Genomic DNA, 18330 nt, shown 5'->3' on the forward strand with positions numbered 1-18330 from the left:
GGGTAACAGAGTTGATTATTAAATCAACTCTTATTTCACAAATAGTTAACATTTATTTACAAGGAAAAACTTTACTAATGGTGAACTATTCAAATGCAACACAAAAAAATTAAAGGAGTGTTTCAGAATGAAATTAAGAAAATCTGTAGCATCCCTGCTCGCGGTCTCTGCTTTATCCTTCTCTATTGGTGGTATAGCATCTGCTCAAGAACCAGTTCAATCTAAACAACCCATGCATTTGAATTCATTATCAGAAGATGCTCCTTTTAAAACGATGGCTAGAAGCGTAACTATTAACGTGGGCAAATCTTATCCAATCGATGATAATGCTTCTTGGGCTGTCGTTGTTAAGGGGTCTCAGTATGTCGAAGTATCTGGTCGTGAAATTGTAGGTTTGAAAGACTCAGGTAGTAATAAAGCAGAAGTTTGGATGTATAAATCAAACGGTGCTTTATTAGGCGCACTTTATGTTACAGTTAGAAAATAGGATCTAAAAGCCTCTTTATAGAGGCTTTTATTTACATTCACTTATTAAAAAACATATAGAGTTCTAATAATCCCAACTTCTAACCGGTTAACTGTTAGCCCCAATCAGTTTTATGCTTATTTATGTTAATAGTTATGTTTCCTTAATTTATTACCTCACCTTAAACCCTATCTCATGATCAACCCGTGCAAAGTTGCCCTTTACCGTCTGGATCACCGTTTTACCATGCTCAGGAGCTTCTAAGACATGGGCTGTACCTTGATTCCCATCTAAAACAATGATTTGAACTTTCCCCGGGTCAATCTTCTGCTGAATAGTGAAGTCATTTTTGATGTTTATTTCTCTTGGATTGTACACTCAAAGCGCCCCCTGTGTTATGATATAAGTACCAGTTCATATCAAGAACACTGAGGCTAAGCGCTTCGGTGTTTTTTATTTTTAGGCAGAAACCTCTTTTATCTTGATCTCCACCCTTGGCTCCTCGCTATAAAACTTACTGACTTTCAAATCCACCACCTGACTATCATCTTTATAAATAAGATGGTTTAGAGCATCTTTCACACCCTTTACATAATTATCAACATCGGGCTTTGTAGTCGGCCGCAGAAGACCCTTTTCAGCTTTTTCTTTCTTCTTTGAAGAGTTTGAAACTGATCTTGGCATTGGTCTGTACACTTTGACATCCATTGAGACAGGACCAGTAATAATTGTTTCTGGACGATGCTGAGACGCAACCAATGCCACATACTGTTTAAAATACTTTGATTTCGCTGGATCACGCATATACACCTTTTCATTTCGTATTGATCCACGCGGCCGTCCTTGTGCGACTGGCTCACCATGCAATCCAACTGTTCTTAACCTCCCGTCTAGCTGTTCAGACCGGAAAGCCATCTAAAATTATTAATTTTATAATGTACATTTTGTTACATGATTTTCTTTTTTTAAGGCAATATCAATCCTTTCGAGGCTTCCGGTAAAGGAGAGAGGGTCAAAAATTCCACAAAAAAAAGGATAACTTTTCGCTATCCCTCTCCTTCATTTTTAAGTAATCTTTTCTGAAATTGCCTTTAGATTTTTTCATTATGACGCCCCTGAACGTGTCGATGATGAAATGAATGCATACTAAAAATTTTCAAAAGTACTAAAGGAAGCCTTTATTAAACCTTGAACATCCCATAGTTATCTTTATAGTATGAAATAATAAAATCACGAAAATTTCTTACCGAAGAAGATAATACTTTATGCCTTATCCAAGATAAGCCGACTGGATATGTAGCAGAATTATCAGCAATTTTTATATAATGTAACCCCAATGTTCTACAAACTGAAATAGGTAGTAAAGCAACACCCTGATCAAGCTTTATAATTTCGACCAGTAAATTAGAGTCGACCTCAAATGCATGATTTGGGCTGAAGCCTGCTTTCTCACAAAGTGAGGTTGTAAAACCACTATACTCCTCATTATTGGCAAGTGAAATAAATGGCTCATCAGCGACTTGGCTTAACGAAATTTCAGTTTTATCTGCATATCTGTGGTTCGAGGGTAAAACCAGAACAATATCTTCATTTATCAGCACACAACTCTCTATCTCTTCATCTTGAATAGGATGACTTGCTATTCCTAAATCGATATCCCCTTTTTTTAAACTCGTCATTATTCCGTTTTTTACTCCAATTCCCTGCTGAATTTTTGATTCAGGAAAGCGGTTAATATATTCACTGATTAGCTTGCTAAGGAATCTAGCATTGGAAATCGATATTCTAATGGCATTAGCAATTTGATGTTCCTCTGATTGAATTTCCATTTGTGCATTTTCGATTTCAGTAAAAATCCTGTTTACATGCTTCAACAGAATTTTTCCTGACGAACTCAATTGGATATTTCTCCCTTTCCTCTCAAATAATTTAGTTCCCAATTCATCCTCAAGTCTTCTAATAGTCAGGCTTAAAGAAGGCTGAGCGATATTTAATAGTTTGGCTGCTTTAGACATGTGTTCTGTAAAGGCAACTGTCTGAAAGTATTTTAGCTGAAGTAATTCCATCTATCTAGACCCCTTATTTATTATAATAAATATATATATACATTATTATGTATTAGATTAAATGTAAATATAGATGTAATCTAATTACGTAAGACATGTGAAAAAAGAATCGCTTTTGAGAGAAAAAAGGAAGGTGTCATGACATGAAAATTGATGTAAATAACATAGCAAAAAACCTCAATACACCATTAACAGCTCCATCATATCCCGTACCAACCTATAAATTTGTTAACCGTGAGTACCTTAATATCATTTACCGAACAGATGAAAAAGCTTTACGGGCGGCAGTGCCAGAACCTCTTGAAATCAATGAGCCTTTGGTTAAATTTGAAGTGATGTGGATGCCCGATGTTTCTGGGCTAGGTGCTTATACTGAGGCTGGACAAGTCATTCCTGTTTCATTTAATGGTGAGGAAGGTGATTATGTGCATTCAATGTACGTGGACAACTTCCCCGCAATCGCCAGTGGAAGAGAGCTTAGTGCTTATCCAAAAAAATTGGGAAACCCCAAGCTATATGTAGATTCCGATACCCTTGTTGGTACGCTTGATTACGGTTCACTTCGTGTGGCAACGGCTACGATGGGATATAAACACGTTGAAATGGATAAAGACCAAGCTAAAAGTGAAATTTGCCGACCTAATTTCATGGTTAAAATCGTAACAGATTATAGTGGTAAATTAAGGGTTTGTGACTTGGTAAGAACACAAATTACAGATATTGAAATTAAAGGGGCATGGACAGGTCCCGCACGACTTCAATTGTTCGAACATGCTTTAGCACCTTTAGCTGATTTACCCGTATTAGAAGTCGTTTCGGCATCACATATCTTAACGGATTTGACCTTAAATAATGTACGACCTGTTTATAATTATTTAGAGGAAAAATAAGGAGGATTTTCTAATGAGAATTGCAGTGTTAGGAGCAGGTTCTTTAGGAACCATAGTTGGAGCGTATCTTGCTGCCGGCGGAATGGATGTTGAATTAATTGATACTTATCAGGCACATGTAGATGCTTTAAATCATAAAGGCGCAAAAGTGATCGGTACAACGGACTTTCAAGCAAAGGTGAAAGCCATTACCCCTGAAAACAAGTCAAAAAAATATGATTTAGTCTTACTTCTAACGAAACAATTATATAACGATTCAGTGCTGCAAGAGTTGCTTCCATTTTTAGGGGCCGATAGCATTGTATGCTCCTTACAAAACGGTATACCAGAAGAAAAAGTAGCATCCATTGTCGGTCGTGAACGTACAATTGCAGGTTCTGTTGAATTTGGTGCTACGTTTATTGAACCAGGCGTGTCTCGTCTTACAACCGAATATACTCACTTTAAGAAGTACGCTTTTCAAATTGGAGAGTTAAACGGTGAAATAACAGAAAGAATCCAGCGAATTAAATCTATTTTAGACCTTGTGGGCGGAACGCATATTTCCGACAATTTAGTTGGAACGAAGTGGTCAAAACTACTTATTAATAATGCGTTCAGTGGTTTATCGGCAGCATTAAACGGAAAATATGGAGACATTCTTGACAATGAAATTGGCATTGTTAGTGCAGTTCATATTGCAGATGAGACAATCAAGGTTGGACACGCAAATGGTGTCACATTTGCTAAAATGGGGGGCCTTGATATAGAATCATTGGAATTAACAAGCGAAAATGACCTTCCTGATCGTATCCAAACGTTTAGGGCAGCAATGGAATCATCAAGATTGTTAAAAGCGAGTATGCTTCAGGATATTGAAAAGAAACGCAAAACTGAGATTGATTACATTAATGGAGTTGTTCCAAGATTAGCAGAAGGGAAAGGCATTTCAACTCCTTATAATGATATGGTTGTTAAATTAGTCAAAACAGCTGAACAATATCAAACTGTTCCAAATTTTGATGTCAACATTAAGTTCTTTAAAGATTTGATTCGTGCTTAAATTTCCCCAGTGAAATTTAAAAATTGCTTTTTTTCTTAGTACAACTTCGCCTTCAAAGGGGTTTTGAGAAACCTTATGATGAATAGACATACGATTATTTAAATTTATTTCCACCCTACAGAATAAACAGTTTGTGAAGGGAAGTATACATCTGTAAAACAACGTTATACGTTACTTAGTTAATTAAATGATTTTGAGTAAGTTATTCTTATTCTTGATATTCAACCAGTCAAAATACCTTGTTGAAGCAGACAATTTAATTGTCTGCTTTTCATTTTGCAAAGGTTTTAAGAGATCATAACCCATCGTTCAAGCAGCCATGCACTGGATCACGGATGCGAACATGGTAGGAGCCGTATCAAATGCAGGAGAAATGGGTGTTTTAGGCCCTAACGCTGGTGCAAAATCGACATCCACCCGCTCGACCTGCCTGTAAATAGTGGATATATCTGCCCGCTTGGGTCAGATTCTTTCAGCCACTTTCCATCAACTTTGATATATTTTGCAAGAAAAGGAAAGACTGCTGCTAAATCAGTTTAAATCAGTACACAAAAGAGCCGCAACTGGCGCTTCATTTGTGCAATCCATACTTTAAATAAACTTATAGAAAAATTTCGTTATTTATTGTACAGTACTATAATCAAAAACAATTTCTTTCTTATCTAAATTCCCCTTAAAATTTTCAGCATATGTCATGGTTAAATGTACGCTTTTATCTATCCACCAAGTACCATCATCAGTACTGGTATCCCAAGTAACATCTATATCCCTGCCAAAATTCTCAAAAAACGCCAAATCCGCAATTGCTACTGTTTTTCCGTTAATCTTGTAATATATGAAAACAATTTTTTTATCAAAAATACCCGATCCGTGCTTTACGATTGTTAAACTGTAAGGCTTATTAGGACATTGCTCTTCAAGAACAATTTCTGGATTTAAGAATAAAACATAAAAAATCAATATAATGGGTATAATCATTAACCTTTTAAAAGTTTTTTTGTCGATATTAAACCCCTCCACTCGAACCATTGTTGCAAAAATCCATTTAACAGGATATTCCCCCATCATTTGGACGTTTTTTCTATAAAAAAAGTTGTATCTTCCCTAAGGATAAAGAAGGGAATGAAATAATTCTGATCGACGTTCTGAAGTCAAAAAATGAAGATGTGATTAATACGATCCAGTTCAATATGGAGCTTGAAAAAGTGAAGCAATACATTGACATTTTAGATGACCGTGTGAAGGAAGTGATTATCGGGCGGGTTGGGTTTGATTTAAAGAATGAAAAAACGCAGCGTGAGATTGCCAAAGAACTTAGTATTTTGCACAGCTATGTATCTCGGATTGAGAAACAGGCGCTGATGAAGATGTTTCATGAGTTCTACCGGGCGGAGAGGGAGAAACGGAAGAAATGTGAAGAGGGCAAAAAGCTGCTGACTAGGAGTCAGCAGCTAACACAGGTGCATCTAATTGTAGGGATCCATATAAATAGTGTGTATTAGTAGTTCGCGAATGATGTATTCAATATTCCGCTCAGTATTTCCAACGTTCAGGGGGAAAAAACTTTGACCAATCTTTAGAAAGGGCCAAGGGTGATGAGAAGACGATCAAGTACAAAGATCGCTATATGTCATACATTCAGTGAATCACAGAGTTCAAGCTTCATAAAGATCTAGGCGCGCCCTTTCCTCACTCCCCATTTAATGCGCCATCATCTCGTGGGCAATATCGTGTCCATCCATTTCTGACGGGTAGAATGTAGGCCAGTTTTTGACTTCTTCAAGTAAAGCTTCACGGTCGTCACCCCAATACAGATGGTAATGACTGGATTTAGTCGGATAGATACTATGATCACTAAACTGAATATACTGAGGAAGTCCTTCAGCCTCTTTAGCTCGTTTGAATATGTATCTTACTCCTCTATTGCCCGCATCGTATGTTAGAATTTCGTACCCGTCATACGTATACTCACCAGAATATTCTTTTCCATTTTTGAAGAATGTTACAGTATCTTGTTGAATTAAGATACGTTCAACATCTGTTTTATACCCTTTTTTGTAATACTCTTTATATTCTTCGGCTGTCATATCATCTTCATGTTCTGCTTTATAAGAAAATACTTCGTCAAGAGTACCATCTTGCAGGTATGGATATACAGATTGCCAGTCTCCTTTCCAATCAGAAAGTGAACGATCCTTTACTTGACTGTTTTTAAAATAGCCCTCATAAATTTTTTCTGTTTTCTCATCATGTGCATGACTATGATCGTGAGCATGTTCGTGTGTGTGGCTTTCAGATGTTGGCTCTTGCGTTTTAGAAGAGTCTTCTGTCGCTGACGAGGATGATGTTGTTTTATTAGACTCACCTTCGGATGAACCTGAAGTCTGACATCCTGCCAATACTAGTAACGAACCAATTGTTAATATACCTAACCTCTTTGCCAATAAAATCTTCATTACACCACTCCTTTTATATAAATCGAAAACATTACGATTTATATTATACATATATCTTGTGCAAACATCAAAGGTAAAATGACCCTAATAGCCCTTTAAGAACTTCAGGCTATCGAGAAAATTTCGACAGCCTTCATTTTTCTTAAATGGAAAACAAAAGAACCAAAAACTGGCGGATCTTTTGGTGTATATATAGCATCTGGTAATTTTCCAATCTCTATTTTGAAATAAGGGAAATTGCCAAGGGGAAATGATAAAAGCGACTTCGCTTCATGTCAGTCATCCTTCAAAAACTTGCAGCAGATTAATTGACGTCATATGCTGCTTTTTGCTCTTTCTAAATGTATGTCTCATTCGTGCCAGCCCTTTTCGGCTGAAACAGAAATATACATAATATGATTGAAAATAAAAACATGATGACAGCTCCGAGAATGACAACATACTGAATGGATATAAACTGGGCACCGATGCCAAAACAGAGTGTGGCAATGATTATTAATGCGGCCTCACTCAGCGCATATATACTGCCTACCCTTCCCATCACTTCCGCCGGTATGTTTTTTTGATAAAAGGTCATAAAGCCTGTGTTAGCAAAGGCTAAGAAAAAAGCGAGAACAAAAAAGCCGCATGCCGCCATGAGAAAGAAATTTGAAAAGGCATAGATGATATAGCCGGCTGAGACAAATAATGAACCCAGCCCCATTAATAAAGAAGTGGACAGTTTTTTTACAAAAACAGAATTCACAAAAGCCCCGACGATAATTCCAGCTCCTGCAACACTGACAAGAAATCCGTAGTCTGTGTCAGATAATTGAAGAATTTCTTTACAAAAAGCGGCTTCAAGCGAATCTATAGCTGTCATCATGACTGTTAACACACAAGTGTATAAAAAATAGATACACATGATATAGCTATTTTTGCGGCTGAATCGGATCACAACATTCCAATCTTTTCTTATCAGATTAACAGAAAGCTTTTCTGTTATTTCAGCCCTTTTTTCGAGCTTGGGCATAAACGAAGTTATGACTCCTGATATCAATAAGGCAAACGCATTGATATAGATGGCAAATATCGGGGTGCCTATTAAAAAGAGCATTCCGGCAATAGACGGACCAAGCAGAAAGCCTCCGGAATCAAGCAAGGCGCGAAGAGAGTTAAATCGCTTTCTGTGATCAGGGGGAATTAATTTTGTGATATAAGCCATAGAGGCCGGTCTGAACATAGAATTTGCCATATTGATGAAAAAGACAATGAAATAAATTGAATAGACAGGCCATATGGAGAGAAGGAGCGGAATCACCGCAATACATACAGCTCTTATGAAATCTAATGCAATCATGAGGTTTCGTTGATGTAAACGATCTATTAAACTTCCGGACCAGACATTTGTGAACAGAGCAGCCAGCGGTTTTAAGATATAAAGGATTGACACCGCCAAAGCCGAACCGGTTTCTTTAAGTACAATGAGATTGAGGGATATAAAATAAATCCATTCACCAATAGTTGAAATTCCAATTGCCCCTAAGAGATACGCGGGATATTTCCGAGATTCTATTAATCTTTTCATATGCATCTTCCTTCCCCCTTACGAAAGCTTTCGCCCTTTATACAAAATAAAAAAAATCCCGTCCCAAGACGTCATGTCTTGAGGACGAGATTTTTCCCGTGGTGCCACCTCAGTTTGTTTATATGTCACCATACAAACCTTAGCAGGTAACTAAGATTACCCTTCTCGATAACAGGAGTACCTGTCACACCATCTTCCTTGTAAGGATTCCGATGTGAAGCTGAGAGGCTTGGTTCAATCCTCATGCTCCTTTCCAGCTTCCGGAGCTCTCTGTAAAGAATTAATGTATTTACTCTTCTCTTCATCGCTTTTATATATGGAAATATTTATATTTTTGATTCATTATAAATTACCTTACTTTCCTTTATACGTCAATACAAATTTCTAACAAATGCGTTTACGTCCCCCCTTGCTGCTTATCCGCAGGAGACTGTGTCACTTTGTTTTGATTAGTAACAGACACTCTTTAATATATTGTTCAAGTAAATATTCATAATGATCAATATATTACAAACTTGTTTGTTTAGCAGCAATTTAAAACTGGGAAACAAAAAAAGAGATTGGAGGAAGGTCAATGAAACACAAAGAAGAGCGTGAAATGAAGGCTCGTATGGAACGATATGAGATGTTTTTCAAAAAAAGATATAAAGTCCTCTATACTGTAAATGATTTTATGATTGGCGTATTATTTCTTGTCGGGAGCTTTTTTTTCTTTTCTGAAAAAATGAAGTCTGCGGGAATATGGCTGTTTGTGACCGGAAGCTTCCTGCTTTTGATCAGGCCTACGATCCGTCTGATCCACGATTTTCATTATCGGAAACATCTTAAAAAACAGTATAAGCCACATAAACAAGCAGCTGATCACAGCCAGTCTTTTGATTGATTGGCTGTTTGTATGGAAAGTCAAGACCAGAGCCTACATGAAGCTCTGGTCTTTGTGCTGTCGGTAAAAATCAATGACAAAGCTTTTAAAACGCTGGGCCGCCGGGGGCAAATCCCGGTCCTTCAGCTGGGCTAAGGCGATGGTGCGCTCGCATTTATAATCAGCGACATGACAAAACACAACAGGAAAGTGCTGGTGTTCCGCAGTTTTTGGCAATACAGCCGCGCCTAATCCTGAGGCTGCCAGGCCAAGTATAGTTGAGACCTCTTCCCCTTCAAAGGCGAGCTGCGGGCTGATTTGCAGCTCATTGCACATGAGATCGAACATATATCTCAGTCCATATCCTGGTTTAAAGCCTACAAAGTCTTCATACTGTAAGCTTTGAATCTCAATTTTCTTTTGCTTTGCGAGCGGATGAGCCTCAGGAAGAACCAAATATAAAGGTTCTTTATCTAAAATCGTCCATTCCAGCAAATCGTTTGGAAGGGGCGGTGAGCTCAGGCAAATATCCGCCTCTCCCGTTTCTACCATTTGATGAAGCGTTTCGTTTGCCCCCTGGTAAAGCCTGAAAGTGACGTGCGGATAATGCTTCTTAAATTCTGCAATGAGCTGCGGCATGAGCCGAGAGCCGAGTGTATGTAAAAAAGAAACCGATATTTCTCCATATTCAAGGCTCATGCTTTTTTCAATTTGTTCAATCCCTTCATTAAGCGCGCGCCGCGCCTGTCTTGCTTTTATCAGAAACTGCTCGCCGTGCCTTGTGAGCCTGACTGCTTTCGATGTTCTGGTGAGTAAAGGAACACCCAGCTCTTCTTCAAGTTTCAGAATGGATCTGCTAAGAGCCGGCTGGGAAATTCTTTGCTCCCGTGCGGCGTTTGTAAAGTGCTGATGTTTGGCTACCGCGATAAAGTTATCTATCTGATGAAGCTCCATTTTTGAATCCCCCAATCATAACAAAAACACATCGTATTGATAGCAATTATAAATTAGACACATAACAATGTGAAGCGTAGGATGGATGGTATAACCAAATCTAAGAAATGAGGGACATCATGGGTTTCATTCAGCCTCATACGAACGATTATCGGAGAGCGAGTTGGGCTCTATTTATCAGCGGTTTTGTCACATTTGCCACGCTGTATACGACGCAGCCGCTTTTGCCCTTGTTTGCAAAGGAATTTCATATATCTGCGGCCGCAGCAAGTCTCACGTTGTCAATTTCAACCGGTGTTTTAGCGTTCTCTTTATTGGCTGCCGCGTCTTTATCAGACGGGCTGGGCAGAAAAAAACTGATGGTGATTTCGATGTCAGCCACGTCGATTCTCGGCCTGCTGACCGCCTTCAGTCCCACTTTTTCAGCATTGTTGGCGATGAGAGGGCTGCTTGGCGTCTTTCTCGCAGGTGTGCCCGCTATCGCCATGACATATGTAGGGGAAGAATTTGATCCTAAAGGGCTCGGAAGAATGATGGGTCTTTATATTAGCGGCACGAGCATAGGCGGTATGAGCGGACGGCTGTTAACGGGGCTGCTGACAGACCTTTTCGGCTGGCGGCAAGCGCTGGGGATCATCGGCATATTATCAATTATTTTAAGCTATCTGTTCTGGATTTTCCTTCCTGCTCCCCGGCATTCGGTTAAAAGGCATATGAGTTTGAAAATGGCGTTTAAGGAATACTGCGCTGTTTTTGCCCATAAGCGCCTGCTGCTTTTAATCTCGCTTGGGTTTATTTTAATGGGCAGCTTCGTCACGTTATATAATTACATCGGCTTCCAACTAATGGGCGCTCCTTATCATCTGTCGCAAACAATAATAGGATTCATTTTTGTTGTCTATCTTGCCGGAACCTTCAGTTCTGTTTACATGGGAAAAAAAGCGGACAGTTTTGGCAGCTCTGGAACGATTAAAGTCTCAATCGCCCTAATGGGAGGAGGCGCATTGATGACGCTTTTCCCCCAGCTTCCTCTGAAGATCGCCGGAATCGCAGTCTTTACTTTCGGATTCTTTGGCTCTCACTCTATCGCAAGCTCATGGGTCGGGCGTGCCGCGGCTGAATATCGCGCTCAAGCATCCTCTCTCTATTTGCTGGCATATTATCTCGGCTCCAGTTTGGCCGGATCAATCGGCGGATTCTTTTGGACCCATTTTCATTGGCTTGGAATCATTGCATTTATCACTGGGTTGCTTCTTCTCTCATATCCGGTTATTTTACTCGCTGAATCTGCACATCACAAAGAAAAGCAGGCATAACAATATGGCTGCTTTTCTGTTTCTATGATCCATTTTTTCTTTTGTTGCACTCAGATATTGTGCAATTTACTGTTTAAAAGCAGCAGCAGCCTGTATACTTATGGCTCAGGCAGTTTTTCTGCTTTAACCGCTCAAACGATAGATTATGAAATAGAGAGCTTACTCAGGAGGATCAAAATGAGAGTTGTATCCATTGATTTTGAAACGGCCAATTCTTCCAGAAACAGTGCTTGTTCCTTAGGAATGACCATATTTGAAAATAACAGCATTGTTATGAATCATGAATGGCTGATTCAGCCCAAACAGAATAGATTTCATTCGTTTAATACCGCTCTGCATGGCATTGATGAAAACATGGTGGCGAATGAGCCGCGCTTTGATGAGCTTTGGTCTGAAATAAATCCGTATTTGACAAACGGTCTTGTCATTGCCCATAATGCGAGCTTTGATATCAGTGTTTTGCGAAGCACACTTGATGACTATGGTTTAGATTACCCGGAATTTGAATATACTTGCACTCTGCAAATGGCCAAAAGACACTGGAAGGAACTTGAAAGCTATAAACTTTCCTTTCTCGCAGATCGAATCAACTTCCGATTTAACCACCATAATGCCCGGGAAGACTCGAAGGCTGCCATGCTTATCTTTTTACATATTCAAGAGCAGTATAAAGCCCTTCATTTTACAGAACTTTTGAATCATCTGGACATCAAAAAAGGCACACTGTATGCGGGTGGTTATACACCTTCCCGTCTGATCAAGCCAAAATCAAAGACTAGAAAACCATCCAAACAGAATAGTTAAGTAAAAAGCACAAAAAAATATTAAACTTTTGTATCTTTTGTACGATAATAATATTAAGGCCGGCGCGATACTCCCTATAACTATCCTTTTAATCAGTAGATTTCAAATATCGCGCCGGTTTTTTTATACTTTATACGATAAAAAATCCCGCCATCTTCATCAGATCGGCGGGTTTTATATTACAAATTACCTATTTATACACCTGTCCAGACATCTTTCACATATCGCCCCTCTTCTTGCAGTTTGCTGATCCATTCTGCTGAGGCTTTACGGCTTTCTCCTTTTACAGCTTCAAAAGCTTCACGGAGCGTTTCTTCTACTTCAGGAGCCATTCGGCTGCCATCTCCGCACACGTAAAAATAAGCGCCTTGATCAAGCAGTGCAATGACTTGTTCAGCATCTTGTTTTAACAGATGCTGGACATACACTTTTGATTCCGTTTCTCTTCGTGAATAGCCGCGGTGCACATTTACTAAGCCGGCATCTTCTGCTTGATCAAGTTCTTCTCTGTAAAGATCATCTTGTTCCGGATGGCGGCAGCCGAAGTACAGATGGGCTTCGCCAAGTTTATTCCCCTTCTGTTTCCATACACCTCTCGCTTGGATGAACCCTCTGTATGGCGCAATTCCAGTTCCGGGACCGACCATGATAAGAGGTGTCTCAAAGCTCTCAGGCAGACGAAAGCCTGATTGAGGCGTTCTGATAAAGCAGGCCACACGGTCCCCGGCTTTTAGCCCGGCTAAATAATTTGAGGCGACACCCCGATATTCTCCGCGGCCGCTCCAAGCCGTGGATGCCACGACTCCCACTGTGATACTGACTTTATGTTGATAAACTCTGGGCGAGCTTGATATTGAATAGTAGCGCGCCTTTAATGATGGCAGCAGCTCCAAAAATCGTTCAAACGGCATTTCACATGCCGGATAATCCTCTAATAGGTCAATCATTGTAATACGTTTTTTCAGCACTTGATCTTTATATGTCTGATCAGAAAGAAGCATCTCAAGCTCTTTCTTATGCGGAGGGCACACTGTATATGCGGCAAGCTCTCGAAGCTGCGCCCGTGTAGCCGGCTCCTGCAGTTCTACATTTGACGATAATAGATCAGCTACATTGATCGGCTGTTCTAAAGGAAGGTGGGATACATTCCGGCCGCCGCTGATTTTAACAAGGCTGTGCGGCGCCAGGCCGAAACGCTTGATAACTCTGCCGACAAGCTCCTTGCTGTTTTTCGGAAGGATCCCGATATGATCGCCTTCTTTGTAGTCTTCGGCAACAGGCACTTGTAATTCGATATGCCGCGTGTCGCGAGGACTGGTATTCGTTTGAAGCTTCCGATTTTCTTCGACAATTGCTTCAAAAGCGTCATATGTTTTAGCGAGCGGGGTACCTATCGTTTCACTCATAAACTCAATCGACAGAGCCGGTCTCTCTTCTTTTGCAGATGACGCTTGAAGATGAAAGGCCTTCAGCGTATCTTCCCAAAACCTTTGCTCCCACTCTTCTTGGCTGCTTTCAAAGTCATCCGCTGCATCGCCTTCACCGATCGGTATCAGCCGATTTGCTCCTTTTGCTTCCAGCGTTTCATCAATGAGCCGGGGAATTCGCTGATATGTGCCGGCCCAGTTGCGGTTTCCGCAGCCAAACACGGCGTAGTTGACTCCCTTCAATTCACCTGCTTCAAGGGTTTCAATCCATTTCACAAAGCCTGCCGCATTATCCGGCGGAGCACCGTTGTAAGAGGCGGTCACAATTACCACAGCACCTTTAGCGGGCAGATTTCCAATATAATCATCCAGCGGCGCCGTCTCAGTTTGAAAGCCTTGATAGCGTCCGATATCTGCAAGCTCCTCCGCCAGTCCTTCCGCCGTGCCAAGATTTGACCCATAAAGCACGAGGAGAGGGGTGCCATGAGATGGTTTGCCTGCTGTCTCCGCCCGTTTATTTGTTTGTTCTGGTTGTTCTGCCGTTTGTTTTGAAAACGACTTCGGTGCGCTTTTCTTCGGTTTTACCCTGATTTTGAAATGATCCGGCTTAATTGTTAACGCTTCTTTTATTTTCAGCTCATAATCAGTGTGATCAATCAATTCAAAATGCTTGAGAACAAGCCCGAGAACCATTGTCGCTTCCTGAAGCGCAAACTGCATCCCGATACAGGCGCGCTGCCCGTTACCAAACGGTTTATAGGCGTGATTCGGTATGTCGGACGGGTTCTCAAACCGTTCAGGGCGAAAATCTTCGGCATCTTCTCCCCAGACGCTTTGGTCACGATGCAATTTCGGGACCAGCACAGAAACGGGCTGTCCTTTGCTGATTTGATACTGTCCTCCTAAAACCGTATCTTCCTTTGCATAGACTGAAAATGCAGGAGCTGTCGGATATAGACGGAGGGCTTCATTTAAAACCATCCGGATATATTTTAAATGTTGAATTTGTTTATAAGTCGGTGCATCTCCAGTTAATACCTGCTCTGCTTCTTGGCAGGCTTTTTCTAGTTTATCGCGATTTTTGAGCAGACAATATATAGCGAAGGAAAGCAAGCCGCTCGTTGTTTCGTGTCCCGCAATCAGGAACGTAATAATTTGATGCCGGATATTTTCGTCATCAAGCCTTTCCCCTGTTACCGGATCTTCAGCATGAAGCATCAAGGATAGAAGGTCATTCACGTTTTCATCCGGATTTTCTTTTCGTTCGGCGATAATTCTGTCCACAAGCGCGTTCATGACTTCAATATCATGCTGAAACTGCTGCTTTGCTTTGACCATCAGCTTATCCTGCAGACTGAGCCTTTGCGTTTGGCGCATGGCCTCCTTCAAAGCGCGAAGCATACTTGTAATAAATGGGTGCTGCGTATCCCGATAAAAGCTGTTGAAACGGTAGTTAAATCCGCACAACCCGATTGTATCAAGCGTCAGCCGAGTCATATCTTCGGCAACATCAATCTCTTCATTCGGGTTGAGCCTGCTCCATTTTTGTATCAGCTGTTCAGCAATATCAAGCATCATCGAATGATAGCCTTTCATCGCTTTTTGGCTGAAGCTCGGCAAAAGGATACGGTGGGCTTTTTGCCAATTGTGTTCATGAGTCCAGCTTGTAAATAGACCGTCTCCGGAAAATTCACGGACTTTCTGCAAACTATTGCTCAGGTTTTTATCGAAACGAGATTCATCACACACCTCGGCAACCAGTTCATGGCCGGAAACGAAAACGCCGACGGCTCCCGGAAATTCAAACCGGAAAATCGGTCCGTATTCATCAGCTATCCGCCAAAGGGATTGCGAGACCTTTTCTTTATCTAACTGCGGCAAATTTTTCAAAGGTCCGTATGTTTTCGGCTGCGGAATTAAGCTTGCTTGTTTCATAACCATCTTCCTTTCCATTTATGCTCTTCGCAGAAAATCAGTGAAGTTTAATAGCGTCCCAGCAGCATTGCTCCAACTCAGTGATCAGTTCAGCGTTTATCTCTACATCACCCGCTTGCACTAACTGATATATATTAAGAAAAGCCCCGAGAACAATTGCTATTAAAACATTCGACGGCAAGGAACGAATCACGCCTTCACTTTTTCCACGTTTAAAAAAGTCATCCAGCATATGAAGCAGCTGATCAAGAAGCTGCCTGCTTGTTTGATTTAAATAATGTGAATTCTTCTTTGTTTCCAGAAAGAATAACGCATACTCGCTTTCTTTTGTAAAATCGATTAAGCAATAAAAAATGTGTTCAAAACCTTCCCGTACCGGGATGCTTGAAAAATCCTTCCTCACTTTTTTTGTGAAGCGCTGCACGCTTTCTTGATACAATACATTTACAAGCGTTTCTTTACTGTCAAAATAACGATAAATAGTGCCTGCTCCTACATCAGCCCTTTTGGCTATCATAGGAATCGTGGCGGCGTCAAAGCCTCTTTCAGTAAATAGAGAGAGTGACGCCTTCAAGATCATGTCATACTTATTAAGTGCAGTTGTCATTGAAACCTCCGTATACGCCATTTACGGAATGAATATTCATTCCGCTTGTTCACAAAATGTTTTATCTGGATCACTATCAAGTCTGCTTCTGCTTATAGTCTATATGAAAAAAACTTATTTTAATATAAATGACGGACAGATATTATCAAATTAAGGAAATATACCCAAACTGGCGCCTGCTGGTCACTCCCTCAATACTCCCAGAAGAAAGAGCTGAATGCTGAAATGCAGTTCGGAATATTTCCCAAGAAATTTTTTCTATTTAACTGCGATAATGCAAAGATAATCATCACGCCGTGTAACAGAAATGTCTCTAAAGTATTGTTCACTCAATAACTGTATGATCTTCTTTTCGTCTAACCCTGCTGCCGGTTTGTCTGCCGCGCTTATGCTGATATAAAAACGGCCGTCAACCTGCAGCACCCGGTAAATTTCTTTTAATGCCAGCTTTACATCTGTACACGATTGAACCGTATGTAAAGAAAACACTTTATTAAAGGTACGGTCTGCAAATGGAATGCTTTCCGGTTTACCATATACGATTTCCCCGCGTCCGTTTTTGCAATCATCTGAATTCCTTAGAGTCGCCCGCCTTACTCTTCTTTTAGAAGGCTCAATGCTTTTCAGGCTTCCTTTGTCTAATTTATCAGTTATTTTTTTAAAAACTTCACCGCTTCCGGTGCCAATTTCTAAAATTCGGTCATTTTCCTGTATATCTATAGAATCAATCATCATATATTGAATGATTTTTTTACGTGTATTTTCACGTGCAAAGCATTTTGCCATAATCGTCTTTAAAGCAGCAGTAGGCTTTCTCATTCTATTTTGCAGCATTTGCAACACCCGCTTTTGGTTTCATTGGTCTATTTACTATTTTTATATAATAAAAACTTCTCCTATCTCATCACTTTTGGTTGAGCATTGATGAAGATAACAACTAGACGGTCACTTTTATCGAAATGTTTCGATCTAAGTGAACATTCGTATTTCAAAAGAAGTGCAAATACAAAAAAAAGCGCAGAAAACAATGTTTTCCGCGCTTTTCTAATACCAATAATATGGAGATATATACATTCTCTGCTGCTGCATTGCCGCTAACCTTTGCCGGCGGTACGGGTTGCCATAACCGTGCTTAAAAGAGTGCGGCATGGAAGCATAGCCATGCCCAATCGAAGGCATTCTCTTTTGATTGTTGTTCATGCCATCACCTGCTTAGATAAAATGATACTGCTTTTTTATCATATGCGGGATGGCAAGATATTGACCGCGGCTCTTTATATCACCAGCTAAACCTGGTCCTTCTCCATCGTGTAATGAATCAATAATTCAATTCTAAACATGTGCCATCTCCTCCTTTTGTTTTTTTTCTTTCCCGCCTAGCGCCAATTGGTCAAGTAAAGGTGTTTCAGCTGGGTTTCCTTCGTTTCGTTGTAAAATCGTTCAATCTGCTGTTCCTGTTCATACTCTTCCAGACTTTTACGTCGCTTTTTAATCGTTAATGTTAAAAAGAAAAGGTTAATGGTCATATCGCTCACCCCCTTTCAGTGTTCGCACAAAGCGAAATAACCCGCGGCATCTATCCTTCTGCTGCGGGCAAAACAAAACCGCAGACGAAAGAAGACAATAAAGCTTCTTCTCCTGCGGGGAGTAGCGTATGGTCCGATTAATCCGAGTTTAAAACGTGCAATAAGCATCGGTTAAGGAAGGACACGTACTCTTCCACAGGCTGAATGTATCATGATCAACTGCATAAATATGTCTTGCGCCTTGCATAGGTTCCCATCTCAGCATTGTCATTTGATTCAACCTCCTTTGCTTTTTTTTCTTACTTTGTAAGTATATCCATCAAATTCCTTTTTGTAAACAATTTTTTCAATAAATGGACTTTATTTGTGCCATTCATTCACTGGCTTTGTCCCTATGCCAAGATGTTTGACT

20 protein-coding genes, 1 pseudogene and 1 other annotated feature are annotated in these 18330 nt (G+C 40.3%); of the genes and pseudogenes, 8 read left to right on the top strand and 13 right to left on the bottom strand.

The genetic code is table 11. From position 1 onward, the window contains the following. Positions 1-127 precede the first annotated feature (127 nt). Positions 128-487 (top strand): hypothetical protein, encoded by a 360-nt coding sequence (locus AAHT65_RS20440; RefSeq protein ID WP_343310738.1) that lies wholly within the window; start codon positions 128-130, stop codon positions 485-487. 150 nt (positions 488-637) lie between these two features. Here the strand turns inward: AAHT65_RS20440 and AAHT65_RS20445 are convergent, their stop codons facing one another. The 3 genes from AAHT65_RS20445 to AAHT65_RS20455 form a co-directional block, all read right to left on the bottom strand. Continuing rightward, a complete protein-coding gene (locus tag AAHT65_RS20445) occupies positions 638-844 on the bottom strand; it encodes an XtrA/YqaO family protein (RefSeq protein WP_343310739.1) in 207 nt (68 codons plus the stop codon). 81 nt (positions 845-925) lie between these two features. After that, a complete protein-coding gene (locus AAHT65_RS20450) occupies positions 926-1381 on the bottom strand; it encodes a RusA family crossover junction endodeoxyribonuclease (RefSeq protein ID WP_343310740.1) in 456 nt (151 codons plus the stop codon). A gap of 266 nt (positions 1382-1647) precedes the next feature. Then, on the bottom strand, positions 1648-2532 hold the full coding sequence (locus AAHT65_RS20455) for a LysR family transcriptional regulator (RefSeq protein ID WP_106360493.1): 885 nt from the start codon (positions 2530-2532) through the stop codon (positions 1648-1650). A 143-nt stretch (positions 2533-2675) separates the two neighbouring features. On the opposite strand from AAHT65_RS20455, the gene AAHT65_RS20460 reads away from it, so the two are divergent. The 3 genes from AAHT65_RS20460 (at position 2676) to AAHT65_RS20470 (ending at position 4900) form a co-directional block, all read left to right on the top strand. Then, positions 2676-3422 carry an acetoacetate decarboxylase gene (locus AAHT65_RS20460; protein ID WP_343310741.1) on the top strand — a complete coding sequence of 249 codons (747 nt, stop codon included), beginning with the start codon at positions 2676-2678 and terminating at the stop codon, positions 3420-3422. A gap of 13 nt (positions 3423-3435) precedes the next feature. After that, on the top strand, positions 3436-4464 hold the full coding sequence (locus tag AAHT65_RS20465; protein WP_343310742.1) for a 2-dehydropantoate 2-reductase: 1029 nt from the start codon (positions 3436-3438) through the stop codon (positions 4462-4464). Positions 4465-4768: 304 nt separating this feature from the next. After that, positions 4769-4900: a hypothetical protein gene (locus tag AAHT65_RS20470; RefSeq protein ID WP_317615641.1), complete on the top strand. Its 132-nt coding sequence runs from the start codon at positions 4769-4771 to the stop codon at positions 4898-4900. Positions 4901-5085: 185 nt separating this feature from the next. Here AAHT65_RS20470 and AAHT65_RS20475 read toward each other — a convergent pair whose 3' ends face one another. Next, entirely contained in the window at positions 5086-5532 is a 447-nt protein-coding gene (locus AAHT65_RS20475) for a hypothetical protein (protein WP_343310744.1), read from the bottom strand. A gap of 38 nt (positions 5533-5570) precedes the next feature. Here AAHT65_RS20475 and AAHT65_RS20480 point away from each other — a divergent pair. After that, positions 5571-5882 (top strand): annotated as a pseudogene (locus AAHT65_RS20480) (sigma factor-like helix-turn-helix DNA-binding protein); the annotation flags it as partial. Positions 5883-6164: 282 nt separating this feature from the next. Here the strand turns inward: AAHT65_RS20480 and AAHT65_RS20485 are convergent. Next, positions 6165-6920 carry a metal-binding protein ZinT gene (locus tag AAHT65_RS20485; RefSeq protein WP_343310745.1) on the bottom strand — a complete coding sequence of 252 codons (756 nt, stop codon included), beginning with the start codon at positions 6918-6920 and terminating at the stop codon, positions 6165-6167. A 337-nt stretch (positions 6921-7257) separates the two neighbouring features. After that, positions 7258-8487: an MFS transporter gene (locus AAHT65_RS20490; protein ID WP_343311566.1), complete on the bottom strand. Its 1230-nt coding sequence runs from the start codon at positions 8485-8487 to the stop codon at positions 7258-7260. A 77-nt stretch (positions 8488-8564) separates the two neighbouring features. Further along, positions 8565-8801 (bottom strand) — a binding site (T-box leader). Between the two features lie 260 nt (positions 8802-9061). Between AAHT65_RS20490 and AAHT65_RS20495 the strand changes: the two genes are divergently transcribed. Further along, the gene (locus tag AAHT65_RS20495; RefSeq protein WP_277713646.1) at positions 9062-9370 is read left to right on the top strand and encodes a YrhK family protein; all 309 of its coding nucleotides are present in this window, start codon (positions 9062-9064) and stop codon (positions 9368-9370) included. Positions 9371-9403: 33 nt separating this feature from the next. Here the strand turns inward: AAHT65_RS20495 and AAHT65_RS20500 are convergent, their stop codons facing one another. Continuing rightward, positions 9404-10303, bottom strand: coding sequence for a LysR family transcriptional regulator (locus tag AAHT65_RS20500; RefSeq protein ID WP_343310746.1), 900 nt, complete (start codon positions 10301-10303; stop codon positions 9404-9406). A 119-nt stretch (positions 10304-10422) separates the two neighbouring features. Between AAHT65_RS20500 and AAHT65_RS20505 the strand changes: the two genes are divergently transcribed. Both AAHT65_RS20505 and AAHT65_RS20510 read left to right on the top strand, forming a co-directional pair. Continuing rightward, positions 10423-11619, top strand: coding sequence for an MFS transporter (locus AAHT65_RS20505; RefSeq protein ID WP_151290396.1), 1197 nt, complete (start codon positions 10423-10425; stop codon positions 11617-11619). Positions 11620-11796: 177 nt separating this feature from the next. Continuing rightward, complete coding sequence (locus AAHT65_RS20510; protein WP_343310747.1) at positions 11797-12423, top strand: 3'-5' exonuclease; 627 nt, start codon at positions 11797-11799, stop codon at positions 12421-12423. A 194-nt stretch (positions 12424-12617) separates the two neighbouring features. On the opposite strand, the gene AAHT65_RS20515 is transcribed toward AAHT65_RS20510, so the two are convergent. The 6 genes from AAHT65_RS20515 to AAHT65_RS20540 all read right to left on the bottom strand — a co-directional run bounded on the left by AAHT65_RS20515 (position 12618) and on the right by AAHT65_RS20540 (position 18189). Continuing rightward, on the bottom strand, positions 12618-15785 hold the full coding sequence (locus AAHT65_RS20515) for a bifunctional cytochrome P450/NADPH--P450 reductase (protein ID WP_343310748.1): 3168 nt from the start codon (positions 15783-15785) through the stop codon (positions 12618-12620). A gap of 37 nt (positions 15786-15822) precedes the next feature. Further along, complete coding sequence (locus AAHT65_RS20520; RefSeq protein WP_003325349.1) at positions 15823-16392, bottom strand: TetR/AcrR family transcriptional regulator; 570 nt, start codon at positions 16390-16392, stop codon at positions 15823-15825. A 258-nt stretch (positions 16393-16650) separates the two neighbouring features. Then, entirely contained in the window at positions 16651-17226 is a 576-nt protein-coding gene (locus AAHT65_RS20525; protein WP_088117643.1) for a class I SAM-dependent methyltransferase, read from the bottom strand. Between the two features lie 210 nt (positions 17227-17436). Further along, on the bottom strand, positions 17437-17592 hold the full coding sequence (locus AAHT65_RS20530) for a hypothetical protein (RefSeq protein ID WP_010789309.1): 156 nt from the start codon (positions 17590-17592) through the stop codon (positions 17437-17439). A gap of 176 nt (positions 17593-17768) precedes the next feature. Further along, entirely contained in the window at positions 17769-17918 is a 150-nt protein-coding gene (locus AAHT65_RS20535; protein WP_003325347.1) for a YrzI family small protein, read from the bottom strand. Positions 17919-18066: 148 nt separating this feature from the next. After that, positions 18067-18189 carry a hypothetical protein gene (locus AAHT65_RS20540; protein ID WP_262982775.1) on the bottom strand — a complete coding sequence of 41 codons (123 nt, stop codon included), beginning with the start codon at positions 18187-18189 and terminating at the stop codon, positions 18067-18069. Between the last annotated feature and the right edge of the window lie 141 nt (positions 18190-18330).

The organism is Bacillus atrophaeus, from assembly GCF_039519175.1.
Taxonomy (GTDB): domain Bacteria; phylum Bacillota; class Bacilli; order Bacillales; family Bacillaceae; genus Bacillus; species Bacillus atrophaeus.